The sequence below is a fragment of the Sphingomonas sp. CARO-RG-8B-R24-01 genome (assembly GCF_022662295.1).
In the GTDB taxonomy this organism is placed as follows: domain Bacteria; phylum Pseudomonadota; class Alphaproteobacteria; order Sphingomonadales; family Sphingomonadaceae; genus Sphingomonas.
The window spans coordinates 41,158-66,625 of the sequence record NZ_JAKNQI010000001.1 but is presented as its reverse complement, the minus strand read 5'-3'; the positions used below and the strand labels follow the sequence as shown (position 1 = coordinate 66,625).

Here is a 25,468-nt window from a genome sequence, read left to right as displayed (position 1 = left end):
ATGTCACGCTATTTCATCGATCGTCCGATCTTCGCCTACGTGCTGGGCGTGATGGTCGTCATCGCCGGCATCCTGTCGCTGCGGACCCTGCCGATCGCGCAGTTCCCGGCGATCGCGCCGCCCGCCGTCTCCATCACCGCCAACTATCCGGGCGCTGACGCCCAGACGCTCGAGAACACGACGACCCAGATCATCGAGCAGCAGATGAAGGGGATCGATCACCTTCGCTACTTCTCGGCATCCTCCTCGTCCGCCGGCACGGTGACGATCACGCTCACCTTCGAGCAGGGCACCAACCCGGACATCGCCCAGGTCCAGGTCCAGAACAAGCTGCAGGCCGCAACGCCGCTGCTGCCGCAGGAAGTCCAGCGCCAGGGCATCGTCGTGGCCAAGGCGACGCAGAACTTTTTGCTGTTCGTCGGGCTTTATTCCGAGAACGGCAAGCATGACGCCGCCGATCTCGCCGACATCGTCGCGTCGAAGATCGCCGATCCGCTGTCGCGCGTCGCCGGTGTCGGCGATACGCAGATCTTCGGCTCGCAATATGCGATGCGGATCTGGGTCGATCCGATCAAGCTCAACAATTACGCGCTGACGATGAGCGACGTGACCGCCGCGGTCACGGCGCAGAACGCACAGGTCTCCGCCGGGCAGATCGGCGCGCAGCCGGCGCCCAAAGAGCAGATGCTGAATGCCACGGTCTCCGTGTCATCGCGGCTGACGACGCCCGAGCAATTCGCCAAGATCCGCCTGAAGAGCAGTCCTGACGGGTCGATCGTGCGGCTGGGCGACGTCGCCCGTGTCGCGATCGGCGCAGAAAACTATGCCTTCTCCGCGCAGTGGAACGGCAAGCCCGCTTCGGGCATCGGCATCAAGCTCGCGCCGGGCGCAAACGCACTCAATACCGTGGTCGCGGTCAAGGCGCGGGTCAACGCGCTCGCCAAGCAGTTCCCGTCGGACGTGAAGGTCATTTTCCCGTACGACACCTCGCCGTTCGTCCGGTTGTCGATCGAGCAGGTGGTCGAGACACTGGTCGAGGCGGTGGTGCTCGTCTTCCTCGTGATGTTCCTGTTCCTGCAGAACTGGCGCGCGACGCTGATCCCGACGATCGCCGTTCCGGTCGTGCTGACCGGGACGTTCGCGGTGCTCGCCGCCTTCGGCTACTCGATCAACACGCTGACGCTGTTCGGCATGGTGCTCGCGATCGGCCTGCTGGTCGACGATGCGATCGTCGTGGTCGAGAACGTCGAGCGGCTGATTACCACGGAGCACCTCTCGCCCAAGGAAGCGGCGCGCAAGTCGATGGAGGAAATCACCGGCGCGCTGATCGGCATCGCCGTGGTGCTGTCGGCGGTGTTCCTGCCGATGGCGTTCTTCGGCGGGTCGACCGGTGTCATCTATCGCCAGTTCTCGATCACGATCGTGTCGGCCATGGTCCTGTCCGTTGCGGTCGCCCTGATCCTGACCCCGGCGCTGTGTGCCTCGATCCTCCAGCCGCACGATCCCGACAAGGGGCAGGGCAATGGCCCGTTGGCGCGGTTCTTCCGCTGGTTCAACGACAAGTTCGACCGTGGCCGCGCCCGCTATGAAGGCGGCGTGCGTTCCACCGCCAGCCGCTGGGGCCGGTCGCTCATCGTCTACGCGCTGATCGTCGCGGGGATGATCCTGCTGTTCGCACGGCTTCCGACCGGCTTCCTGCCCGACGAGGATCAGGGCGTGATGATCGCGCTGGTTCAGGGGCCGCCCGGCGCCACGTCCGCACGGACCCAGAAGGGTCTCGATCTGGTGCGCGATCACTTCCTCGGCGATGCCGGCGATGCGATCCGGGGTGTCTACACGATCAACGGCTTCAGCTTCGCGGGCCAGGGCCAGAACAGCGGTATTGCCTTCATTCCCATGAAGGAATGGAAGGATCGCCCGGGCGCCAAGAACAAGGCGCAGGCGGTGGTCGGTCGTGCGATGGGCGCGTTCGCGAAATATGGCGACGGGCTGATCTTCGCGGTCATCCCGCCGGCGGTGCAGGAACTCGGCAACGCGACCGGGTTCGATCTCCAGCTGGTCGACGAGGGCGGGATCGGTCACGACAAGCTGCTGGCTGCGCGCAACCAGCTGCTCGGAATGGCATCCCAGAACAAGTCGCTGGTCGGGGTCCGCCCCAACTCGCTCGACGATGCGCCGCAGCTCAAGGTGAATGTGGATCAGGACAAGGCGGGTGCGCTCGGCCTCGATCTGGCCTCGGTCAACAGCACGATCGCGACGGCGTGGGGTGGTTCTTACGTGAACGACTTCATCGATCGCGGTCGGGTCAAGCGTGTCTATATCCAGGCGGACTCACCCTACCGGATGGCTCCCGACGATATCGGCAAACTCTATGTGCGCGGCGCCAATGGCACGATGGCTCCGTTCTCCGCCTTTTCGGACGTGTCCTGGAACCAGGGGCCAACCCAGTTGACCCGGTACAATGGGCAGCCGTCGATGGAGATCCTGGGACAGGCGGCGCCTGGCGTGTCGTCCGGTGCGGCGCTGAAGGCGGTCGAGGACATGCAGGCCAAGCTGCCGCCGGGGACGCGGCTGGACTGGACCGGGCTGAGTTATGAGGAGCAGCTGTCCGGCGGGCAGGCACCGGCGCTCTACGCCTTGTCGTTGATGATCGTCTTCCTGTGCCTTGCCGCGCTGTATGAAAGCTGGTCGGTACCGATCTCGGTCATGCTGGTGGTTCCGCTCGGGATCGTCGGCGCCCTGCTCGCCGCCACGTTGACCGGCCTCAACAACGACATCTATCTGCAGGTCGGTCTGATCACGACCATCGGTGTGTCGGCAAAGAACGCGATTTTGATCGTCGAGTTCGCCGAGGAGAAGATGCGGCACGGGCTGGGCGCGTTCGATGCGGCGATCGAGGCGGCAAAGCTGCGTCTCCGGCCGATCCTGATGACCAGTCTGGCCTTCATCTTCGGCGTGTTTCCGCTGGCGATCTCCAGCGGGGCTGGCGCGGGTGGACAGAATGCCATCGGTCGCGCGGTGGTGGGCGGCATGTTGTCGGCGACCGTATTGGCCATCTTCTTCGTGCCGATGTTCTTCGTCGTGGTCATGCGCCTGTTCAGCCGCCAACAGCCCGACCAGCCAAAGGCGAACGATCACCGGCCGAACGGCGATCGACACGATGATGGCGAGCCGGGGCATGAGCCCGCGCCGTCGCAGGGAGTCTGAGTGATGTTGAACAGCAAGATCGTCCTTGGCCTGCTGGGCGCGACGGTACTGGCCGGCTGCAACCTCGCACCGAAGTACGTCCGTCCGCTGGGGGAAGTCCCCGCAGCGCTGCCGTCAGGCGGCGTGTATCCGGTGGCGCCGACGGATGCGCCGGACATCACGAAGATCGGCTGGCGGGAGTTTTTCACGGACGACCGACTGCGCAATACGATCGCGCTGGGATTGACCAACAATCGCGATTTGCGGATCGCGGCCGGCAACGTACTGCAGGCGCGCGCACAATATCGCATCCAGCGGGCTGACCTGCTTCCCTCGGCGACGTTGTCCGGATCGGCGACTTACACCAACAATGTCCAGGGCGCGAGCGGCGCGCTTGCCGGGTCCTCGGGGACTGGGACTGGCACCGGAACAGGCACCGGAACAGGCACGGGCACGGGCACGGGCACGGGCACAGGAAGCACCGGTGGTACCGGCGTTGGCGCCGGGGTGGGTTCGTCGTCGTCCAACTATCAATTCTATTCGGTGAACCTCGGCGTCTCGGCGTACGAAATCGATCTGTTCGGTCGTTTGCGCAACCTCAGCCGCGCGGCGCTGGAACAGTATTTCTCGACCGAAGAGGCGCAGCGGTCGACCCGCATCACGCTGATCGCCGAAATCGCGACGGCATGGCTGACCTATGCGTCGGACCAGGACCAGCTCCGCATCTCGCAGGAGTCGCTTAAGTCGTTCGAGCAATCGCTGGAACTGACCCGCGCGCAGTTCCGCATCGGTGTCGCGTCCGAACTCGAGGCGCGCCAGTCGGAGACGACGTACCAGGCGGCGCGCAACGACATCGCGGTGCTGCGAACCCGTCTGGCGCAGGACAAGAATGCGCTCGACCTGCTGGTCGGCGCCCCGGTAACCCCGCAGATGCTGCCGCAAGGGTTGAGGAATGGCGAGGCCGCGCTCAAGACCTTGCCCGCCAGCCTGGCGTCCGACGTCCTCCTGCGCCGTCCCGACGTGCTGCAGGCCGAACACCAGTTGATCGCGCAATATGCCAATATCGGGGCGGCCCGCGCTGCCCTGTTCCCCAGCATCTCGCTCACCGGCACCCTGGGGACGATCAGCCCGGCGCTGAGCGGCCTCTTTTCGGGGGGGAGCTTCACCTATACCGCTGCGCCCGCGATCTCGCTCCCGCTGTTCGACGGCGGTCGGTTGCGCGGCAATTTGCAGGTCGCGCGCGCGCAGCAGCAGATTGCGGTGTCGACCTACGAGCGAACGGTGCAGACCGCGTTTCGCGAAGTCGCCGATGCGCTTGCGCAGCGCGGGACGATCGACGAGCAGGTCGCGGCGCAGACCGCGCGCGTGAATGCCGCGAACGCGGCCTTGCGGATCTCGGATGCGCGGTATCGGGCGGGGGTGGAATCGTTCCTGACGACCCTGGATTCCCAGCGGACGGCGTATGCGGCGCAGCAGCAGCTCGTAACGACGCGACTGAACCAGGGAAGCAATTTGGTCGAGTTGTATCGGTCGCTCGGCGGTGGGCTCGATCCGGCAGACCGCAGTCCCGCGCAGGACGCCGCCCGACGCCGCGAGTCCCCGGCGGGGGCGCAGGGTCTGTAGCCGGCGAGGACGGGCCGCGCTGGATCTCGCGCCGCGGGGGCGCACGGTCGATCCGCTCGGAAACGGCATCTAAGCCTGACGCAATGCGGCGCATGCGCAGCCGGCTGCCAGCGTAGTGGTGAGTAAAAATGCGGCCGTCCGCTGCCAGGCTGTACGCCAGCGCCGTCCAGGGGCGCGCTAGGTCTTTGGGAACGTCGCCTCGAACCAGCTGACGAACGCGCGTGCCTTGGCCGTCGGCAGCCGCCCCGTTGGGAAGAGCGCCCACAAGTCCGCGTTGGGCAGCTTCCAGTCTGCCAGCACGGCAACGACGCATCCGCTTTCAAGCTCGGGTTGCATGAGCCACCGCGGGCTGATCGCAAGGCCAAGGCCGGCGATGACTGCCTCCCGAACGCCCTCGGCCGCGCTGAACGACAGCCGGGTGGGGATCCGCACCGACGCATCCCCGCTTGCGTGCTGAAAGCGCCACTCCTCGGCGATCAGACCCTGGGTGTAGACGAGCGCCGTGTGTTCGAGCAGGGCCGTCGGCGTGGACGGCGTACCCATTAGCGCCAGGTACGCGGGGCTTGCCACGACCAGCCGTGGGCAGGTCGCAAGCTTTCGCGCGGTCAGGCTCGAGTCCGCCAGCTCGCCCCCGCGAAGCGCGACGTCGATGTTCTCGCCCATCAGATCGACGAAGCGATCGTCCAGGACGAAATCGACGCGCAGATCGGGATGGGCGGCGAGGAATTCGCCGATTTTTGGGATGATATGCAATCGTGCGAACGTGACGGGAGCGCTGACGCGCAGCCGCCCGTCGAGCCCTTTGCCCAGCCCGCGCGCGGCAGTCTCCGCCTCATGGGCTTCCTCGAGGGTGCGGCGCGCCCGTTCGTAAAAGGCCTGTCCCGCTTCGGTCGTATGCAGTTGGCGCGTTGTGCGGACCAAAAGCCGCACCTGCAGACGCTCTTCGAGCGCCGCAATCAACTTCGATACGTTGGGTTGGCCGATCCGCAAATCCCGCGCGGCAGCCGAAAAAGAACCGGTTTCGACGACACGGACGAAGACTTCCATCGCATGCAATCGATCCATTCAACCCACTACCTATTCTGCAGTCGAATAAGTCTTATTGCTTCGGCGGTTCTACTGCAATGCCATGGCATGGCGCATCTGGGCGTCACGGCAGCGACGGTGCTGATCCGCCAGGAGACGCTAGATGAACTTCCAGGAAACCTTCGCTCATATCTTGCAGTCCGACTTGCCGCTGCAAGGCAAGCTCGATGCCTTCAAGGTCGAATTCGATACGCGACTTGCGCCCCCGGCAGCGGTCGAGGCGCTGCATCGCTCGGTCGACGAACTGATCGCTTCGGGCGCACCGGATCGCGCACTGAAGGTCGGGGACATGGCGCCGGCGTTCACCCTGCCGGACCCGGACGGCAATCCGGTCTCGTCCGCCGCGCTGCTTGCCCACGGGCCGCTGGTGGTCAGCTTCTATCGCGGCGTCTGGTGCCCGTACTGCAATTTCGAGCTGACCGCGCTTGAAGCGGTCCGTTCCGAGATCGAAGCGCGAGGCGCCAGCCTGGTGGCGATCTCCCAGCAATTGGCGCCCAACAGCCGCAAATCGCAGCGACAGAATGGGCTCGGCTTCCCGATTTTGGGCGATCATGGCGGCGACGTCGCCGCGCAGTTCAATTTGCGGTGGACGCTGCCGGAGTATCTTCGGGTGGCGCACCGGACGCTCGGCGCCGATCTGCCGCAGTTCAACGGCGAGGACAGCTGGACCCTGCCGATGCCCGCCCGCTACGTCATCGGGCAGGACGAAACGATCGCTTACGCCGAAGTGAATGGCGATTACACGCGGCGACCCGAGCCCTCGGCGATGTTCCCGGTCCTGGAACAGCTGGCACGCCAGCACGCCGCCTGATTTCACCCCACGGAACGGCGTTGACGACGAAAGCCAACCGGCTGGCTGCACGCGACCGCGTGCGCCGGTCAACCAAAGGAATAGAGCAATGACCACGGTCGCCTTACTGATCGAGATGAAGGCCAAACCCGGCAAGGAAGCAGACGTCGAGGCATTTCTCGCGAAGGAAGCCTCGCTGGTGAAAGGCGAGCCCGGGACCCTGACATGGCACGCGGCGGGGATCGAGGGGGAAGCGGGAGTCTACCGAGTGTTCGACACGTTCGCCGACGAGGCCGCGCGCGAAGCCCATCTGAATGGCCCGGCGGGACAGGAATTCGTCGAAAAGGCGGGCGGGTTGTTCGCGGAATCCAAAATGTACCGCCTGCAAGTCATCGCCCACAAGTAACGCGTGGGCATGGGATGCCGATCTCGGGCGGCCTGGCGCCTAGGCGACGCCAGCCGCCCGTCCTTTATGCGCAAGACGCCTCGAAAGGAATTTCCGTGGACATCGAACCAGCAAAACCGACGGTCGTGCTCGTGCACGGCGCGGTCGAAGATTCGTCGCTCTGGACGCATGGCGTAATCCAGCGGCTTCAGCGCGACAGTTATGCGACCAAGGTCTTCTCGAATCCGCTGCGGGGCGTGGCGCACGACGCCGCCTACCTCCGCAGCCTGCTGGACACGATCGAGGGCCCCATCCTCCTCGTATCGCACGCTTACGGCGGCGCCGTCATCAGCCAGGCTGGGGACGATCCCAAGGTCAAGGGACTCATTTACGCAGGCTCGCCGATGCCCGCGGCGGGGGAATCGACGAACGATTGTCTCGAACGGTTTCCCGGGGGTGATTTCGCCGCGTCGGTCGATCTTATTCCCTTCACCTTGCCCGACGGTACCAGCGGGACCGACCTCGTCGTCAAGGCCGACCGGTACGGCTATCTCCTCGCCGCCGACGTAGCTGAGGACAAACTCGCCCTCATGATCGCGACCCAGCGCCCGATTGCCCTGGCCGCGCTCGACGAGAAACTGACAGCGGCGGCCTGGATGCGCAAACCGAGCTGGCAGATCAGACCGCTGCTGGACCCCGTCATTCCGCAGGCCGAGTTTGCGTTCGAGGCCGACCGCGCCGGGGCGCAGGTCATCGAACTGCAATCCTCGCACGCAATCCCCGTGACGTTCCCGGACGTCGTGGTCGATGTGATCGCGCAGGCGGCCCGCGCAATGGCAAGTTGACGGGGTGCGGCTGGGCGGCTGGGCGGCGCGGTGGTCCGTCGGGAATGCGCGATTGCGGGTTGAGCGGATACGTTGCGGGTCCAACAGGGGCAGCCAAGTGCGCCTTCGTGCGTTGCTGCACCGCACAATTCGGAATTGCCCTTATGCCTAACCCTACGCCCGACCGCCCTGCCTCGGTCGGGCTGATCCACTTCGCGCTGGCGCTCGGCGGCTTTGCGATCGGCGTGACCGAGTTCGCGACCATGAGCCTGCTGCCGTACATGTCGCGCGGATTGCACATCGACGAACCGACCGCCGGGAACGTCATCAGCGTCTACGCGCTCGGTGTCGTGGTCGGCGCGCCGTTGCTGACCGTGTTCGGCGCGCGTCTCAGCCGCCGCACGTTGCTGATCGTGCTGATGTCGCTCTTTGCCGTCGCGAACGGCCTGAGCGCGCTGGCGCCATCCTATCATGCGATGCTCGTGTTCCGCTTCCTCAGCGGACTGCCGCATGGGGCCTATTTCGGCATCGCGTCGCTGGTCGCCGCGTCGCTCGTCCCACCGGAGCAGCGTACGCAAGCCGTGGGGCGCGTGATGCTCGGGCTGACGACCGCCACCATCATCGGCGTGCCCTTCGCCAATTGGCTCGGGCAGGCGGCCGGGTGGCGCTGGGGGTTCAGCGTCGTGACCGTGTGCGCGCTTGCGACCGTGGTGCTGGTGCTGGCGATCGTCCCGCGCGACCGGCCCGACGCCGACGCCAGCCCCTTGCGCGAACTGGGCGCGCTGCGACGTCCGCAAGTGTGGCTGACGCTCGGGATCGGCGCGATCGGCTTTGGCGGGCTGTTCGCGGTCTACACCTATCTCGCCTCCACGCTGGTCGAGGTGACGGGCGTGCGATCGACGGTGGTGCCGCTGGTGCTCGCGGTGTTCGGGATCGGGATGACCGCGGGCAATCTCATCATCCCCCGCTTCGCCGACCGCGCGCTGATGCCGACCGCGGGCGCGTTGCTGGTGTGGAGCGCCGCGTCGCTCGCGGTCTACACCGTGGCGGCGCACCATTTGTGGTCGATCATCCTCGCGGTGTTCGCGATCGGGCTCGGCGGTGCGCTCGGCACCGTGCTGCAGACCCGGCTGATGGACGTGGCGGAGGACGCGCAGGGGTTGGCTGCGGCGCTCAATCACTCGGCGTTCAACACCGCCAACGCGCTCGGTCCGTGGCTCGCCGGCATGGTGGTGGCGGCTGGATATGGCTGGACCGCGACCGGATGGGTCGGGTGTGCGCTGGCGCTGGGCGGTCTCGCGGTCTGGGCGGTCGCCTGTCTCTGGACGGTCGGGGCTCGCCGCCAGCGCCCCGTCGGCGGCGCGAGCGAGGCGGTGGCATGAACGAGGAGCTCGCGCCACCCGCGGTGCGCCGCGGCTTCGTTCTCGCCGCCGTGATGGCGGCGTCGTTCATGATCGCAATCGAAGCGACGATCGTGTCCACCGCGATGCCGCAAATCGCCGGGCAGCTCGGCGACCTGCAATATTATGCCTGGGTGTTCTCGTCGTTCCTGCTCGCCCAGACCGCGACGACGGTGGTGTTCGGAAAACTTGCCGACCTCTATGGCCGGCGGTCGGTGCTGCTGGTCGGCATCGGCATCTTCCTGCTGGGCTCGGTGCTGTGCGGTTTCGCCTGGTCGATGCCGTCGCTGATCGTCTTTCGTCTCGTCCAGGGCCTGGGTGCCGGTGCGATCCAGCCGGTGTCGATCACGGTCATCGGCGACCTCTATGCGACGCATGAGCGCGGCAGGGTCCAGGGCTGGCTTGCGAGCGTGTGGGGCGTCTCGTCGGTGATCGGGCCGCTGGCCGGTGGTCTCATCATCCAGCATCTCAGCTGGGCTTGGATCTTCTGGATCAACGTGCCGATCGGGCTGGCGGCGGCGGCCGGTTTCTATCTGTTCCTGCGCGAGACCGTCTCGACGCACGAGCGCAGCGTCGACGGTGTCGGGGCGGGCTTGTTCACGGTCGCGATCGCCGCGCTGATGGTGGCACTCACCGAAGCCGGGACGGATGGCGGCCGCACCGCCGCGATCGCCGCCGTGGTCTGCATCGTCGCCGGAGCGCTGTTCGTCGTGCAGGAGCGTCGCGCGCGTGATCCGATGATTGCGTTTACGCTGTGGGCACGCCGCACGATCGCCGCGACCAACGCGGTGACGCTGTTCAGCGGCATGGCGGTCATCGGGCTCACGACCTTCCTGCCGATGTACGTCCAGGCGGTGATGGGCCGATCGCCGCTCGAGGCGGGTTTCATGCTCACCGCGATGGTGCTTGGCTGGCCGATCGCGGCGACGCTCGGTGCGCGCAACTTCGGGCGCTTCGGCTTGCGACCGATCCTGATCTTCGGCGCGGCGTTGCTGCCCGCGGGCGCGATACCGTTCGTGCTGCTGTCGCCGCTGAGCTCGCCGCTGGTGGCGGGGTTCGGGTCGCTGGTGATGGGGTTCGGGATGGGATTCCTGAGCACCGCCGCGATCGTGCTGATCCAGGGTAGCGTGGGCTGGGCAGAGCGTGGCGCAGCGACGGCATCCAACCTGTTCGCCCGCAATCTGGGCAGCACGCTCGGGGCGGCGGTGCTCGGCACCGTGCTCAACGCCAGCCTCGCGCGCGGGCACGCCGGGTCGCTGCAACAGATCCAGCAGCTGCTCGTCGGCCACGGCGCGGCGGCAGGCGCGGTGGCGAGCCGGGCAGGGCTGGCGGACGGGCTGCACCTGACGTTCTGGGGCGTCCTGCTGATCGCGGTCGTGACGCTGGCGCTTTCGGTCTTCGTACCGCGTGCGACCACGGCGCATGGCGGTCGATCCTGAACCGCCGTCAGCGCAAGAGCAGCGCCGAGAACGTCTGCGCGTGGTCCTGGTGGGCCGAGGTGCGAGACTTGGTGGAGACGGTCACCGCAGCTGACTGTCCTTGCTGCCCCGCCGGTTGAACGTCGCGGCCAGAGGCTGGTCGCGGCCGCTTTGACAGGTTACGCAGGTCCGCACGCCAGGCAATGCTCGACGCCGGCCTTCGGGGATATCGTCGCCGCAGATTGCACAGAATGGTTCACTCGTTCCGCTTGGCATGCTCGCGCGTGCGGCCAACACTGCGTCCGCCACTGAGTCGTCAATCTGATCCTGCACCGCGCCATCGCGCGTCCAACCACCGGCCATCTCACTCTCCTTGCCCGAGGCATATGGGGACCGAGGAGCCCGTGTGCCAATGCCGGCGCGTACACCGACGCGTCCGACCGCCGATCGCCTCCGCCAGGCTCTGCCGTCGTCGCCCGAGCCATGGGTGGCCATCCGCCCTGAGGCGCCGCCGCCGCTGATCCTGGATGCCATCAACGACGCTACGGACCCAATCCGTCAACCTACCGCCGATGCCATGGCGCTCGGTGATGCGCGCGTGCCGATCGATAGGCGTCTGGACGGCGAGGGACGCCGTGCTTTCGGAATGTGACCCCGGCCAATCCAACCGTGCGGGAATGGCCCGTACGGGCCAGGCAATACTGACGGGACATTGGCGTGCTGCGACGGCTGCATCTCGCCGGCATCAGCGCTTCAACGGTTGCCAGCGATAAGCGGTGCCGGCCTTGACGATCCGGCCGAGCCCGGGGAACGGAAAATGCGGGCTGAACACGTATTCGCCGCTCGCCGCCAACTTGGCGAGTTCGGTCATCCGCCGCTGACGGCCCTGCACGCCATCGGTGTCGTAGCCGATGATCCATTCGGGACGGGCAAGAGACACGATAGCGCTATGGGCCGTGTCGCCCATGTCGAGCAGCTTCTGGCCGTTTGACGTGATTTCGTAGCCGCTATGGCCGGGCGTATGCCCTGCCAGCTCTACCGCTCGGATCCCTGGCATCACCACCGCGCCCGGATCAAACGGCATGACCTTCGGCGCGATCGTCGCAACGAGCGCCGCATTATCCGGCTTGCTTTGCAGAAACGCCCATTCGGCGCGGGTCATACGGATCGTCGCGTTAGGGAACGCCAATTTGCCGTCCGCATCGGAAAGCCCGCCGACGTGATCACCATGCGAATGCGTGATCAGGACATCGGTGATATCGGTCGGCGATACCTTGGCGAGCGCTAGGCTCTGCATCAGGACGCCACCAACCTTGGGGCTCAGGCCAGCGTCAATGAGGACCATACGGCCCGGCATGCGGACCAGCAGCGCATCGACGCCGAGCGATACCGCGTCGGTCGGCGCCCCTGCTTTGCGCAATATGTCCGCGACAGCGGCCGGGCCTTCCGTCTTGCCGAACACGCTGCCGTCGTTCGGAACGCGGTTGATCATGTCCCGCAAGGCGACGACACGCACCGCGCCGATGCCGAACGGCACCGCCGCAGGTGCAATCGGCACCGGCTTCGCCAGCACCGGCGACCCCAGGAATACGGCAAAACCGAGCGCGGCGATCGAACGAAGGGTCATCTACGGTTCCATGATGGTTGTCAGATACTGCCGGAATTTGGGCGCTCCCCAAACCGGTGTCCAGCACCTTCGCGATCGCTCGGCGAGCTTGGCGCGGGTTCCTGCTAAACCGCGCCATCCTTACAAGAAACGGCGTCGCGTCCTATCGGATGACGACATCCGCCGGCCAATGACGGATGGCCGTATTCCCCTCAAACCACGCCGCCCATGACAGGACATGAGACGCCGAAAGCGGTCGGGCCGGAGGGGGAACGGGGTTCTGAAGTCGGGAAGCGGTGACGGGGCGCGCTTGCCCGCAGGTCGGATTTGCCAGCTGCTCGCCGGCAGTTTGTTGCGGAGCCCAAGTGCGTGCGGTATGCGCATGGCGTCGCGCAAAACGACGGCATGCCTTCGTGGCGCGTCGTCGCGCACACGCGGGGCATCGGCCCTGCCAGCGGCTCCACACCACCACCGTGGCCGGCATGACCGCCGGCCGCTGGAGCCGGAGCTCAGGCCATGCGCGAACCCATCACCATCATCGGCGCCGGTCTTGGCGGCCTGACCTTAGCCTGCATCTTGCACCGCTACGGGATCCCGGCGACCATTTATGAGGGGGAAGCATCACCGAAAGCGCGCGGGCAGGGTGGGTTGTTGGACATCCACGGGCACAGCGGGCAACGCGCGCTCGCCGATGCGGGGCTTCTCGACGCTTTCCTCGGTCTGGTCAGGCGGGGTGAGGACGCAAAGCGCATCGTCGACAAGACGGGCGCGGTGTTGCTGGATCGGCCAGGCACCTCTGCCTCTGACAGGCCGGAGATCGATCGCGGGGCGCTCCGCCAATTGTTGATCGGCACGCTCCCCGAAAATACGATACGGTGGGGCCGCAAGATAAGCACCGTTCACGCGATGGGTGCGGGCCGGCACGATATCGCCTTCGCGGATGGCACGCATATAACGGCCGGATTACTCGTGGGCGCAGATGGTGCCTGGTCGAAGGTACGTCCGCTGCTGTCGGACGTGAGACCAGGCTACACCGGCACCTGCTTCATCGAGACCCATCTGTCCGCCGACGATCCCCGCGCCGTGCCTGCGGGGGCGATGATCGGAAGCGGCACGCTCATGGCGGTGGCACCGGGGCAGGGCATTCTTGCGCATCGTAACGCCGATGGCAGCATTCTTGTCTATGTCGCGATCAATCGAAGTGAGCGTTGGGTTGCCGGACTGGACCTTGCCGATCCCGCATCGGGCCTTGCCGAGGTGGCGCAGCTGTTCGACGACTGGGCACCGTCTCTTCGGACCCTCGTTACCGGAACCGAGAGCGCGCCGGTGCTCCGACCAATCTACGCCTTGCCGGTAGATCATTCCTGGCCGCGCAGGCCGCACGTTACCCTGCTGGGAGACGCGGCGCACCTGATGTCCCCGTTTGCGGGGGAAGGCGCCAATCTGGCGATGCTGGATGGTGCGGAACTTGCCCGGGCGATCGTCGCGCATCCGGACGACACCGAGCGCGCGTTCGCGACGTACGAGCGTGCGTTGTTTCGCCGGAGCAAAGGCGCTGCCGAGCAGAGCGCCAGGAATCTGGAGCGCTTCTTCGGAACGGGTGCGCCAGCCAGCGTCGTGGAGCTGTTCGAATGCTAGACGAAATGTAATGCTGGTGCTTCGCGCGCATGCCTCGGTCGCGCTCAAGACAGAAGGAGCGCGCATCCGCTTGCGGGAAGGGGCACGTGGTTTCGAGTGCTGCCGCGTCGCTATTGCGAGCCGCAAATGGGTGTCAACGGCAGGCGCGGTCATGCACGATGTTTCGTGGCTATACCTACGCGACTGGCGAGCGTTACTGAAACCACGTGCATTCCATAGATCTATGGGCCATTCCCGAGCATCAGGCAGATGCCTTGGGCGTGATCGATGAGGTAAGTGACGGCGGTCCGACAGGGCTCCGCCGCCACCCGAAGCCTTCTAGCAAGCCCTTCGCGACAACGCGGGTAAGGATTGGAACGCAACGGTTCCCGCCCGACGACGGAGCTGGCGGCGGTGCGCCGGATGCTGGCATCGACGCCGGGACCGCCAATGGCTCGGCGGCTGCGATAGCCGCCGAGCCTCGATCGGTCTTTCTTCGGGCCGGGATCAGACCTGCGCCATGCCGCCATCGACCGGAAGCTCAGCACCGGTGATGAAGCTGCTCTGGTCGCTGGCGAGGAACAGCGCGGCCGAAGCCACTTCCTCGGCACGCGCCATACGGCCGAGCGGGATCAGCTGCGAAAGCGTCGCACGGACCTCCTCGGACGCCGCTGCCATCATCGCAGTGTCCGTCGGTCCCGGCGCGACGACGTTGACTCGGATGTTGCGCGGCGCAAGCTCGTTGGCCCAGGTCCGCGCGAACGAACGCACGGCGGCCTTGGTCGCCCCATAGACGCCATAGCCTTTGGTGCCGATCGCGGCGGCGATCGAGCCCACCAACACGATCGATCCACCGTCCGGCATGATCGCCGTCGCACCCCTGGCGGCGAACAGCAACGCGCGCACGTTCAGATCGAAGATCCGGTCGAAATGATCCTCGCTGATCGCGTCGAGCGTAGCGAACTCCGCCATGCCGGCGTTGACGACCAGCACGTCCACCCGGCCGACCTCGTGCCGTACCGTCTCGAAGAAGGCGCCGAGCGCGGCCAGATCGGCGGCATCGACGCGGCGGGCGCGCAGCTTGCCGGCCCCGCGATCGACTTCTCCTTCTTGCGCGTGGCGACTGGTGGCATAGACCGTGGCGCCTTCCGCCGCGAACCGGTCCGCGACGGCGCCCCCGATGCCGCCATGGCCACCGATAACGACCGCGATTTTTCCTGAAAGCATGCTCGTACGTCCTTCCATCACGAATGATGACAGAAAGATATAAAGTGTATATCTAATCACAAGAAGGCACCTGATGGTGCGTAGATATTGAGGCGTATACCTATGGCCACAGACGTGCTCGAACTGCCGCTTGATGTCGCCGCGACGCGGCCCATCCTCGATCATATCGCCAACAAGTGGACGGTGCTGATCCTGAGCGTCCTCTGCACGCGCCCGGCGCGGTTCAACGACCTCAAGCGCCGTCTCGATGGCATCACCCACAAGGCCTTGTCCGAGGCGTTGAAACGTCTGGAGCGCAACGGCCTGATCAGTCGCAAGGTCCTGCCGACGCAGCCGATCGGCGTCGAATACACGATTACCGATCTCGGCTGCTCGCTACGCGAACCCTTTGCCGCCCTTTACACCTGGGCGCTCGCCAACGGCGCCGCGCTGCAAAGCGCGCAATGTGTCTATGACGCATTGAAACAGGGCGACCGGTTGCAGGCGGAAATCTAACAATCAGCGCCACGCAACCCCCCTCTCGCGCGGTCCCGAATCACGACCCCTTTGCAAAAGATGGCAACGCCACGCTACGGCACCGCCGCGCCGTTCCGTCCAGAAGGCGCCGGAACGCTCGCTGCCGAGCGCGACCATGCCGTCGCCTATCGGCATCTGGTTTTCACGCAAGGCAGCGCCGCGCATTCCGTTGCTGGACCAGGGCATTCTACGCCGCCGAGAATGCCAAGCGGCAATCGACGGGAACGGCGGCCGCATGGCGTCACCGATCAGCGCTGGCCGGAGAGAGCGGTCCGCGACGACCGGTGGACAATCATGACACGGAACAAGATCGTGCCGCTCAGAGGAGCGAGGGTTGGATCACGGCGTTCTCCGGGACTGCGGCTTGGTTTCCGCGACGACGTTGTTCGGTCTCTGCGCTGAAGCGGATGTCCATGTCACGATCCCTGGCATAGCCCGCCAGCGCGTCGTCGCCCAGCTCGCCCCATGGCCGCTTCCGGTCGGGGCCGGCGGGTACGCGCGGCAAAAGGCCAGGCTGCTCGCTCCACGCCAGGAGCTGCTCCAGCGAGGAAGCGTTGAGCATATCGCGCAGGTGGTGCGCGGTAACATAGGCATCCGGCATTGCCCGGTGCGCGGGGAGGCCCACCGCACGATCCAGGCCAGTCGGCATGCGCTCGTAGCGCAGACCCTGATTGGAGAAACTGGGGAGGGCGGGCCATGTCCGCAGCGCGCACTTCCAGGTGCAAATCCAGCGGGCACCGCCTGACAGCCTCGGCAAGCAGAAACGCTGCTCGAACGTCGCCCGATGCGCCGCCAATGCGACCGTTCCGCCGGTCGGCCGCAGGACCTGCGGCGCCACGTCTTTCCAGAATGGCGCTCCTGCCACGTCTTCGTCCACGATATGGTGGATCGCCATCGTCTGCGTCGAGATCGGCCCGCCGGGATTGACGAACCGGGCACCACGCTCCTCGTCGAGCTCCCAGCGGCCAGTGGTTTCCTGGATGACGTCCTGCCAGCCGATCTCGCACACACTGTGCGAGGCGGAGCCAGCCGTCTCCAGATCGATGACCCGGATGCGCCTACGGGCGGAATTCGCAGAAATCGCCATGTCTCTAAAAGATAACGCCGAATGCAGGTTCCTACAATGTTCTTCGGTTGGCAGGTCCGACTTGCGGGATCGGTTCCGTCCGGTAGCCCGCCTTGGGTAGCCAGCTAGGCGAACAGCCGCGCCGTCCCCCCGGGTTCATTCCCCGGGCGTCCCTCGAGGCGCCGTGCGGACAGGACCAGAAGTACGCGCTACTTGAGAAGCCCCGCGCGTCGCAACGCATCGTCGATGATACGGCGTACCTCGACGACGGGCGCGGGCTTGGGATCGGGGTAGAGCCTCCGTGCCTGCGCGACGCGGTGCGTGAGATTCGTGCCGGAAATGCCTGGATCCATGTGCTGCGCACGTCCAACCGCATCCGACTGTGCGCTCGTGTTCGAGCATAGGCCCCAGAACTCGGCGATCCGTTGCGACGACGAAATTGCGGTGTCGAGCATGTACGGCCCTGCGACCTCGACCGAGCCCGCGTCGTTGGTATCTAGCGGGATGCCGTGGCCCATGCCGGTGATGCTATACGCTTCCACCACGATCCGGCCGTCGGCGTTGCGCCATGCGCGATGCGGATACCCATTGACGACGTCGGTCACGTGCGGCGCCCCGGCGATGCCGTGAAGCGGCAACCATTGCGCGACGATCGCGTCGGCATTGTCCGGGTTGACCGTTGCGTCACCGCTCCCGTGCCAAACCGAAACGTCGGGCCAGGGCCCGTCGTGATCGGAGGCGCGCCGGATGAGCTCGGCCAGCGCGTCGGGGCGGGTCCGCCCGCCAGAGCGCATCGCGCCGAAGGCGTGCTGCACATTCGTCGCGCAACCGTACGGTAAGCCGGCGATGATCGCGCCGGCTGCGAACGTTTCCGGATAGGTCGCGAGCATGACCGATGCCATTGCGCCGCCTGCCGACAAGCCGGTGACGAAGATGCGGTCGCGCTCGATACCGTGAGCGACCACGACCGCTTCGATCATCTGGTGGATCGACAGCGCCTCGCCCTGGCCGCGTGCGATGTCGCCCGGCTCGAACCAGTTGAAGCACAGGTTGGCGTTGTTGGTGCGGTCCTGCTCCGGGTAGAGGAGCACGAAGCCATGCCGGTCGGCAAGCCGTGACCAACCCGAGCCGTGGTCGTAGCCTGCTGCCGTCTGCGTGCAACCGTGCAATACCACCACGAGCGCAGGGTGTTCCGCCAGGCGCGCTGGCACGTACGCGCGGGCACGCAGAGCGCCGGGATTTGTACCGGATACGGGCAGGTCGACGAGCCGGTCCGCTGCCCCCGTTCCGCCATCACCTCTTGCAATCGCGTCGAAGAATGGATTGCGCATATCTCGCCTCCTGCAGCAGCATCTCAGCGAGAAAATGCGCCATTGCTGCAGTGCAGCATATGGCGCCGCTTTGGCTGATCGCAAGGGTCGGCTCTGCCTCCAGCAGCGTGACAGGTCGTAATCGATCGCAGTGCGAGGCTACTGGCGATCCGCACCGACGATGAATGAGCGGCCGTTATCCGTCAGTCATCAACCGGTGGCGAGGGGCTGGTCCTGCCTCGTTCCAACGTCACTGGCCAACCGCGCCCGCTGCGGCTAAAACGTAGGAAAGGTAGCCGTGTTCAACGACATAAGAGCGTTGGATTGTAATCGGAGTGATGCGTGCGAGATATTCGGGAAGAAGCGCGGATCGTCCGCGAGCTGACGCGCGGCAAGGACAGTCCCGACCCCTTCGCTTCCGCAGTCCGGGCGACGCGGATGCCGATGCTCATCACCGATCCACGCCTGCCGGATAACGTCATCGTGTTCGTCAACGATGCCTTCACGAAATTGACCGGCTACGCGCGCAGCGAGATCATCGGGCGCAACTGTCGTTTCCTGCAAGGCCCGGAAACCGATATGGAGGACGTCAAGCGCGTCAGTGACGCGATCAGCGCCCGGGTTCCGATCGAGATCGACCTGCTGAACTACAAGAAGGACGGCACCCACTTTTGGAACCGGCTGCTCGTCTCGCCGGTGTTCGCAGATGACGGTCATCTGCTTTACTATTTCGCGTCGCAATATGACGTGACGCTGGAACGCGAACGGCTGGTCAACCTCCAGCGCGATCGCGATGCGCTCGAAGCCGAGGTCGCACAAAGGATCGAAGAGCTTCAGGCAAGCGAGGCGCGGTTGCGGTTCGCGTTGGAAGCCGGCCGGCTGGGCTCGTGGAGCATCGATTTGGATACTTACCGTCTTACGGCATCCGACGAGTGCAAGAAGATATGCGGCCGTGCGCCATCCGATCCGCTGACCTTCGAGGATTTGCGAAACTCGGTTCACCCGGACGATCGGCAGATCCAGGCAGATGCGATCGAACGCGCCATCAGGGAGCGTTCGTTGCTCGACGTGGAATATCGCCTGTACACGCCGACCGGGGAACTGCGCTGGGTCCAGGTCAGGGGGCAGGCCAGCTATTGCGCTGACGGCACGCCGCTTGCGCTCGTCGGAACGACGCAGGACGTCTCCAATCGTCGCCGGGCCGACGAACATCGGACCCTTCTGGCCAATGAGCTGAGCCACCGGGTCAAAAACACCCTGGCGTCCTTGCAGGCGATCGTCGCGCAGACGATGCGGCGAGCGACCTCCGTCGAGGACGCTGGAAAAACGCTGGAAGCGCGTATCCAGGCCATGTCTGCTGCGCACGAATTGCTCATCAGCGAACGGTTCGAAAGCGCCTCGTTGCGCTCTCTGCTCGACCGCACGCTGGCGCCGTTTGGTATCGAGGACGATCGCCGCTTCAGGATCGTCGGACTGGATCTGCATCTCCCGCCGCGTTTGGTCGTCGCCTTTGCGCTGGCGCTGCATGAGCTTGCCACCAACGCCACGAAATACGGCGCGCTGTCCACCGCAGACGGGGTGGTCGATTTGATATGGGAAGTGGACGACGACCCGAACCCGCACAGTCTGCATCTGACATGGCGGGAAACAGGAGGCCCGCTGGTCGCACCTCCGTCAGGAACGAGTTTCGGAACCCAGCTCATCCAGCGTGTACTGGCGCACGAAATCGCCGGCTCAGCCGAGGTCTCCTATCTGCCGGAAGGCGTCGTCTTCAAGGCGATCGCTCCGCTGGCAGACGGCGCCGAAAACGACAACGAAGCCCGGAATACGCTCGAACGGCGCGGCTGGAGGTGAAGAACAGGCGAGCGCGGTCCGTCGTAGGGTTGATCCTTGCCGGCAGTTTTCAAGCACGGCGGATCGCCGTCACGGCTTTGGAACGGCTTCGTTGCAGGTTCGTGTTTGAAGACATGGCCGGGAATCGTTGATGACGGACATGCTCGCCTCGCCGATTGCTTCCTTCCTCGCTGGCGGCGGCGAGATGGGCGCCTTGATGCGGGCACACGATTGGCCTGCTTCGGGGCATGGGGACGTGGAAAGCTGGTCACAAGCGCTGCGCTCGGCGTTGTCGACCTGCCTCAACGCACAGGCGGTCAGCGCCATCTACTGGGGGCCGGAGTTCCGCTTATTCTATAACGACGCTTATCGTCCCTTCGTCGGGGATCGTCATCCCTGGGCCTTGGGCCGCCCGATGCGCGAAATCTGGCCGACCATGTGGCAGTCCCTCACCGCCGCGGCGCGCCAGGTCTACGAAACGGGATCGGGCGTCGTGGTCGAGAACCAACGCCTGATGATGGAGGGCGACGACGGACTGACCGAACGATGCTGGTACTACAGCTTCGCGCCGATCCGGGGGGGCACGAACGAGATCGAGGGCATTTTCCTGACGGCGCTCGACACGACCGAGCGGATGCTCGCCGAGAACCGCCTTCGCCTGTTGAATGAGACTCTCGAAACTCGGGTTGCGAAGCAACTCGCCGAGCGCAACGTGCTCGCCACGCTGTTCGAGATCACCGACATGATGATCATGGCCGTTGATCTCGACTACGCCATCACCGCCATCAACAAGGCAAACGCCGACGAGTTCGAGCGAATTTATGGCGTACGGCCCAAGGTGGGCGACAATATGCTCGATCTGCTGGCGAATCGCCCTGCGGAGCAGGCGCAGGTCCGTGCCGGATGGGCGCGCGGGCTGTCGGGCGAGGAGGTCACCTTTGTCGCAGATTTCGGCGATCCCGATCGTGCGCGTCCCTATTATGAAATCAAGTTTCGCACGATCCGGGATGAGGCCGGCGAGCCGATCGGGACCTACCAATTCGTCACCGACGTAACCCAGCGGCTGCGCGATCAGGCGCAGCTTCAGGAGGCGCAGGATGCCCTTCGGCAGAGTCAGAAGCTTGAAGCGATGGGCAGCCTCACTGGCGGGGTGGCGCACGACTTCAACAACCTGCTGACGCCGATCATCGGCTCGCTCGACATGCTGGTGCGCAAGGGGATCGGGAGCGAGCGTGAGCGACGTCTCATCGACGGCGCGCTCCAGTCGGCCGAGCGCGCAAAGACGCTCGTGCAGCGATTGCTCGCCTTCGCGCGCCGGCAGCCGCTCCAGGCGACGGCGGTCGACCTGTCTTGCCTGATCGAGGGCATGTCGGGGCTGATGGTCTCGACGCTAGGCCCTGCGATCGAGATGACGTTGGACATCGCCGAGCTGCCGCCCGTGAAGGCCGACGCGAACCAGCTCGAAATGGCGCTCCTCAACCTTGCCGTGAATGCGCGCGACGCCATGCCAGAGGGTGGCTCGTTCACCATCGCGGCCGCTCGAGAAAGCGTGCGCGACGGCGATCGGCGTGGCCTTGCGCGCGGTCATTACGTTCGCATGAGCGTTCGCGACACCGGCCTGGGGATGGACGCCGAGACATGCCGGCGCGCGATCGAACCGTTCTTCTCGACCAAGGGTATCGGCAAGGGCACGGGCCTCGGACTTTCGATGGTCCACGGCTTGACCGCTCAGCTCGCGGGAGGCCTGACGATCGACAGCGAGCCCGGTGCCGGGACGTCGATCGACCTGTGGCTTCCCATCAGTGCAACGATGCCGGACGACGGGGATGGAGCGATCCCAGCGCCACCGACAGGCCTGGGCCGCGGCGTCGCGCTTCTCGTCGATGACGAGGAACTGGTTCGGATCAGCACGGCGCACATGCTATCCGGTTTCGGCTTTGAGGTGATCGAGGCTGCGTCGGCGAAAGATGCCCTCCGTCTGATGCGGGGCGGCACGCAACCGGACATCCTCGTTACCGACCATCTCATGCCCGGGATGAGTGGCGTAGAGCTCGCGCTTCAAGCCCGTGCGTTGCTGGCTTCGCTGCCGGTCCTCGTGGTGTCCGGCTACGCAGAGATCGAAGGGGTTGCATCGAACCTGCCGCGATTGACCAAGCCGTTCCGGCACGCCGAGTTGGCAGCGAGCCTTACGGCCCTGTTGCCAGGGATGTTTGCCTGAGGGAGGGATGCGATGGGGCACCGTCGTCGGATATGGTCCTCAGCGTCTCGCCGGGCGGAGGATCGCGATACCCCCCGCGCTGACTACGCCCGAGGCGGCGCCGGCGACAAGCGGCAGGCATCGTAACTTGTTCATCGGGCGCAGTCTCGCCAGCGTGCGGGATCGGGTGATCGCTATTGTCGTTCGGCCCGTTATAGGCGGCGCTCCATGCCGCTATGCTCGAGCGATCAGCGCGGGGAGTGTAGCGGTAGTCGTCGGATCCTGTAAGGTCCCGATCGCGTTTCCTGCTGCTGCCCCTTCCAGCTCAGTCCTATCAGTCCGTCGCTGACCAGCTCATCCGTTGCTGCGTGGACCGCAGGCATCGCGCTTCGCCAGTCCTGCGCGATCGAGCGGGCCACCTCGCTCGGACAAATCGTCGCCCCCGGTGTGCGATGCTCGAGTATGGACAGTATGGCTGCCTTTGGATCCGTCATTCGGACTGCGTCGGCCCAGCACGCCGATCGGTCAAGCGGTGACCGTCATCTGTTCCCTTACGCAATCAGGTCTTGCGACGCGACTGGACAGACGAATTTGCGTGTGTTCAACGCCTCGACGTAACGAGCCACACCGCAGAGGAAGCGGCGATCGCGGCTCAGCGTTCGTTTCCGAAGCAATCCTACCGATAAGCCAATCGTTACCCCATTTGCGAAAACTTAGCTGATAGATGGCGTTCGGGCACATGCTTGTTGCCGGGTAATCCTGTGGAATATGGTAGGTGGGTGCGATACCGTAGGCCGTATGCCTCGTTTGCCTCATCGCCGCGCCGCGCGCTCGATTGCGCTGTCCCTCCTGACCCTCACCGCCGGGTCGGCCGCCGGGCGCCCGTCCGTCGATGGGACCGTCGTCCTGATCGCGCCGGTGGCCGTCACTTCCGTGGCGCAGCTTCCGGGCATGCTCGCCAACAAGGTCGAGCATCTCGCGCAGATCGATCCTGACCATCCGGTCGGTCCCGACAGCGATCTCCAGACGCTAAGCCTGTTCGGGCGCGAGGACCTTATCGCGCCGTCGAGCCCAAGTTACACGCCGACCCATTGCGCGCCGCTCGCGTCGGCAACTCCCGTGCTAGCGGAGATCGCGCGCCGCGCACGCGAGACGCGCATCGTCATCATCAACGAAAGTCACGAACGCTCGGAACATCGGGGCTTCAGCGCTCGGGTCGCGCGCGCACTGCGACCGCTTGGCTACGACGTGCTTGCGCTCGAGACGCTATCGAACCCGCCTGCGGACGTACCGGCGCGGTACCTGCCGTCGTTCCGCCTCCACCCGGAACGCAACTATTTCGCAGATGACGACGGGCATTATCTGTCGGAGGCGGGTTATGGGCGGTTCGGGCGCACGGCCAAGACACTTGGTTACACATTGTTGGCATATGAGGACGTACGCGAGCCCAGCCCAAGCGCGACCCCGGCCGAACAGATCGCGACACGCGAGGAGTTGCAGGCGACCCTGTTGGCGGCGTTCGTCGCAAGCCACCCGCGCGCACACCTGCTTGTCCATGTCGGGTATTCGCACGCGGCTGAAGTGCCACAGGCGGGAGGCGCCCGCTGGATGGCGGCGCGGCTGAAGCAGAAGACCGGGATCGACCCACTGACCATCTCGCAAACGACCTGTCGTGGCGGCGGTGCCACGACGCGGCTGGCGGTGTTGCCTGCCGGACAGCCCGCCGGGAGCTTTGATTTGGTGGTCGATCACCCGGGGGCACGGTTCGTTCAGTGCCGACCCGAATGGCGCCGGGCCGCAAGCGACCAGCTTGTCGCCATCCCGCGCGCACTGTACCCGCTGCACGGCTGGCGCGTGATCGAGGCGCGCCCGTTGGGGGAGCCCGATCTGTCGGTACCGATGGACCGCGTCGCGATCCGTCCGGGTGAGGACGTCGCGCTGCTGCTGCCGCCGGGGCGCTATGCCCTTCGCGCGATCGACGTGGGTGCCAAGACACCTGCACGGTGAGCCGGCATGAACGCATGGCCGAAGCGCTCGTCCCGTTTTGCACGACCCTAGGGGCGGCCCTTTCCGATCAGCTGCGAGAACATCCTCTCGTACAGGTCGCGCAGGTCCCAGTCCGGCGGGGGCTCTCAACGGCAGGTCGTCCGACGCGAAGTCTGGTCCGCCGCCCAGCATGATTGCCGAGATCGGCTGTTCGGTCCGCGCTTCATGTCGATGCAGGCACGGGCCTTACCGAGATGGCCGCGCCGTGCCTGCCGACCCGCGCCAGCACGTCGTGCAAAGCAAGGCGACGTTCGGCACGGCCCAAGTTCAGCCCGACACCGCCGTCCGCGCATAGGATCGGCCGCACGCCGACGTGACGTGAACGCGGTACTCAACCTGCTTGCGAACCCGTCCCACCCCCGCTGCGACCTACTCGAACGCGACCGGAGCCATGCGCTGGTCAGCCGATACCGTTCAGCGCCGCCACCGCCTGGTCGGGAAGCGTCAGCGCCGCCGCGGCGAGGTTTTCGCGGAGGTGCGCGATCGACGAGGTGCCGGGGATCAGCAGGACATTGGGAGACCGCCGCAGCAGCCATGCCAGAGCGACCTGCATCGGCGTCGCGTCCAGTGTGGCCGCCACGTCGGACAAGATCTGTGACTGAAGCGGATTGAAACCGCCAAGCGGGAAGAACGGCACATAGGCAATGCCGTCCGCGGCCAGCGTATCGATCAAGGCATCGTCGCCGCGATGCGCGAGGTTATACTGGTTCTGCACGCAGACGATGTCGACGAGGCCGCGCGCCTGCTTGACCTGCGTGGGCGTTGCGTTGCTCAGCCCGATATGGCGGATCAGTCCCTGTGCCTGCAGCGCGGCGAGCGCGGTCAGCTGCGGCTCGACCGAACCTTCCGCCGGGCCATGGTCGCCGCCTTCTCCCATCAGCCGCATAATGACGACGTCCAGCACGTCCAGTCCGAGGTTGCGCAGGTTGTCGTGCACCGCCGCGGTCAGCGCGGTTGCGTCCTGCGCCGGGTTCCAGGAGCCATCGTCGCCGCGAACCGCGCCGACTTTCGTCACGATGGTCAGTTCGTCGTGATACGGGTGCAGCGCTTCGCGGATGATCTGGTTGGTGACGTGCGGCCCATAGAAATCGCTGGTATCGATATGGTCGACCCCGTGCGCGATCGCTTCGCGCAGGACGGCGAGCGCGGTATCGCGGTCGCGCGGGGGGCCGAACACGCCGGGTCCGGCCAGTTGCATGGCACCATAGCCGAGCCGCTTCACGGTGCGGTCACCGATCCGGAAGCTGCCGGCCTGTTCGATCCTGTTCATGTCGTTCTCCTCTTCCCCCTCCAGATAGTCGTTGCCGAAGTGCGCGATAATCCTGCATGGTTCGCACG

At 65.6% G+C, this 25,468-nt stretch carries 20 protein-coding genes; 12 read left to right on the top strand and 8 right to left on the bottom strand.

The genetic code is table 11. The features are described 5' to 3' along the window. Together L8G49_RS00325 and L8G49_RS00320 are read left to right on the top strand one after the other, a co-directional pair. On the top strand, positions 1-3,207 hold the full coding sequence (locus L8G49_RS00325; protein WP_242181661.1) for an efflux RND transporter permease subunit: 3,207 nt from the start codon (positions 1-3) through the stop codon (positions 3,205-3,207). A 3-nt stretch (positions 3,208-3,210) separates the two neighbouring features. After that, positions 3,211-4,809: an efflux transporter outer membrane subunit gene (locus L8G49_RS00320; protein WP_242181659.1), complete on the top strand. Its 1,599-nt coding sequence runs from the start codon at positions 3,211-3,213 to the stop codon at positions 4,807-4,809. A 177-nt stretch (positions 4,810-4,986) separates the two neighbouring features. Here L8G49_RS00320 and L8G49_RS00315 read toward each other — a convergent pair whose 3' ends face one another. Continuing rightward, complete coding sequence (locus L8G49_RS00315; RefSeq protein WP_242182798.1) at positions 4,987-5,856, bottom strand: LysR family transcriptional regulator; 870 nt, start codon at positions 5,854-5,856, stop codon at positions 4,987-4,989. A gap of 142 nt (positions 5,857-5,998) precedes the next feature. Here L8G49_RS00315 and L8G49_RS00310 point away from each other — a divergent pair, with 142 nt between their 5' ends. From L8G49_RS00310 to L8G49_RS00290, 5 genes are all read left to right on the top strand, one after another. Next, positions 5,999-6,706 (top strand): peroxiredoxin-like family protein, encoded by a 708-nt coding sequence (locus tag L8G49_RS00310; RefSeq protein ID WP_242181657.1) that lies wholly within the window; start codon positions 5,999-6,001, stop codon positions 6,704-6,706. 88 nt (positions 6,707-6,794) lie between these two features. Continuing rightward, on the top strand, positions 6,795-7,091 hold the full coding sequence (locus tag L8G49_RS00305; RefSeq protein ID WP_242136890.1) for an antibiotic biosynthesis monooxygenase: 297 nt from the start codon (positions 6,795-6,797) through the stop codon (positions 7,089-7,091). Positions 7,092-7,105: 14 nt separating this feature from the next. Continuing rightward, positions 7,106-7,915, top strand: a complete 810-nt coding sequence (locus tag L8G49_RS00300; RefSeq protein WP_242181656.1) for an alpha/beta hydrolase — start codon at positions 7,106-7,108, stop codon at positions 7,913-7,915. Between the two features lie 143 nt (positions 7,916-8,058). Further along, positions 8,059-9,276: an MFS transporter gene (locus L8G49_RS00295; RefSeq protein ID WP_242136888.1), complete on the top strand. Its 1,218-nt coding sequence runs from the start codon at positions 8,059-8,061 to the stop codon at positions 9,274-9,276. After that, positions 9,273-10,733 (top strand): MDR family MFS transporter, encoded by a 1,461-nt coding sequence (locus L8G49_RS00290; protein WP_242181654.1) that lies wholly within the window; start codon positions 9,273-9,275, stop codon positions 10,731-10,733. Before L8G49_RS00295 ends, L8G49_RS00290 begins: the two co-directional genes overlap by 4 nt. A gap of 81 nt (positions 10,734-10,814) precedes the next feature. Here L8G49_RS00290 and L8G49_RS00285 read toward each other — a convergent pair whose 3' ends face one another. Together L8G49_RS00285 and L8G49_RS00280 are read right to left on the bottom strand one after the other, a co-directional pair. Continuing rightward, entirely contained in the window at positions 10,815-11,075 is a 261-nt protein-coding gene (locus L8G49_RS00285; RefSeq protein WP_242136886.1) for a DksA/TraR family C4-type zinc finger protein, read from the bottom strand. Positions 11,076-11,457: 382 nt separating this feature from the next. Beyond that, positions 11,458-12,339 (bottom strand): MBL fold metallo-hydrolase, encoded by an 882-nt coding sequence (locus L8G49_RS00280; RefSeq protein ID WP_242181652.1) that lies wholly within the window; start codon positions 12,337-12,339, stop codon positions 11,458-11,460. 495 nt (positions 12,340-12,834) lie between these two features. Here L8G49_RS00280 and L8G49_RS00275 point away from each other — a divergent pair, with 495 nt between their 5' ends. Next, positions 12,835-13,956 (top strand): NAD(P)/FAD-dependent oxidoreductase, encoded by a 1,122-nt coding sequence (locus L8G49_RS00275; RefSeq protein ID WP_242181650.1) that lies wholly within the window; start codon positions 12,835-12,837, stop codon positions 13,954-13,956. 486 nt (positions 13,957-14,442) lie between these two features. Here L8G49_RS00275 and L8G49_RS00270 read toward each other — a convergent pair whose 3' ends face one another. Further along, on the bottom strand, positions 14,443-15,162 hold the full coding sequence (locus L8G49_RS00270) for an SDR family oxidoreductase (RefSeq protein WP_242181648.1): 720 nt from the start codon (positions 15,160-15,162) through the stop codon (positions 14,443-14,445). A 102-nt stretch (positions 15,163-15,264) separates the two neighbouring features. Between L8G49_RS00270 and L8G49_RS00265 the strand changes: the two genes are divergently transcribed. Beyond that, the gene (locus tag L8G49_RS00265) at positions 15,265-15,657 is read left to right on the top strand and encodes a helix-turn-helix domain-containing protein (RefSeq protein WP_242181647.1); all 393 of its coding nucleotides are present in this window, start codon (positions 15,265-15,267) and stop codon (positions 15,655-15,657) included. 340 nt (positions 15,658-15,997) lie between these two features. On the opposite strand, the gene L8G49_RS00260 is transcribed toward L8G49_RS00265, so the two are convergent. Beyond that, positions 15,998-16,765, bottom strand: coding sequence for a DNA polymerase III subunit epsilon (locus L8G49_RS00260; protein ID WP_242181645.1), 768 nt, complete (start codon positions 16,763-16,765; stop codon positions 15,998-16,000). 188 nt (positions 16,766-16,953) lie between these two features. Then, positions 16,954-18,075, bottom strand: coding sequence for a PHB depolymerase family esterase (locus L8G49_RS00255; RefSeq protein WP_242181643.1), 1,122 nt, complete (start codon positions 18,073-18,075; stop codon positions 16,954-16,956). A gap of 321 nt (positions 18,076-18,396) precedes the next feature. On the opposite strand from L8G49_RS00255, the gene L8G49_RS00250 reads away from it, so the two are divergent. Both L8G49_RS00250 and L8G49_RS00245 read left to right on the top strand, forming a co-directional pair. Beyond that, positions 18,397-19,908: a PAS domain-containing protein gene (locus L8G49_RS00250; RefSeq protein ID WP_242181642.1), complete on the top strand. Its 1,512-nt coding sequence runs from the start codon at positions 18,397-18,399 to the stop codon at positions 19,906-19,908. A 130-nt stretch (positions 19,909-20,038) separates the two neighbouring features. Next, a complete protein-coding gene (locus L8G49_RS00245) occupies positions 20,039-22,105 on the top strand; it encodes a PAS domain-containing protein (protein ID WP_242181639.1) in 2,067 nt (688 codons plus the stop codon). A 227-nt stretch (positions 22,106-22,332) separates the two neighbouring features. Here L8G49_RS00245 and L8G49_RS00240 read toward each other — a convergent pair whose 3' ends face one another. Continuing rightward, positions 22,333-22,578, bottom strand: coding sequence for a DUF3253 domain-containing protein (locus L8G49_RS00240; protein WP_242181637.1), 246 nt, complete (start codon positions 22,576-22,578; stop codon positions 22,333-22,335). Between the two features lie 304 nt (positions 22,579-22,882). On the opposite strand from L8G49_RS00240, the gene L8G49_RS00235 reads away from it, so the two are divergent. After that, a complete protein-coding gene (locus tag L8G49_RS00235; protein ID WP_242181635.1) occupies positions 22,883-24,091 on the top strand; it encodes a hypothetical protein in 1,209 nt (402 codons plus the stop codon). A gap of 439 nt (positions 24,092-24,530) precedes the next feature. Here the strand turns inward: L8G49_RS00235 and L8G49_RS00230 are convergent, their stop codons facing one another. Then, positions 24,531-25,400, bottom strand: a complete 870-nt coding sequence (locus tag L8G49_RS00230) for an aldo/keto reductase family oxidoreductase (protein WP_242181633.1) — start codon at positions 25,398-25,400, stop codon at positions 24,531-24,533. Positions 25,401-25,468: the final 68 nt, after the last annotated feature.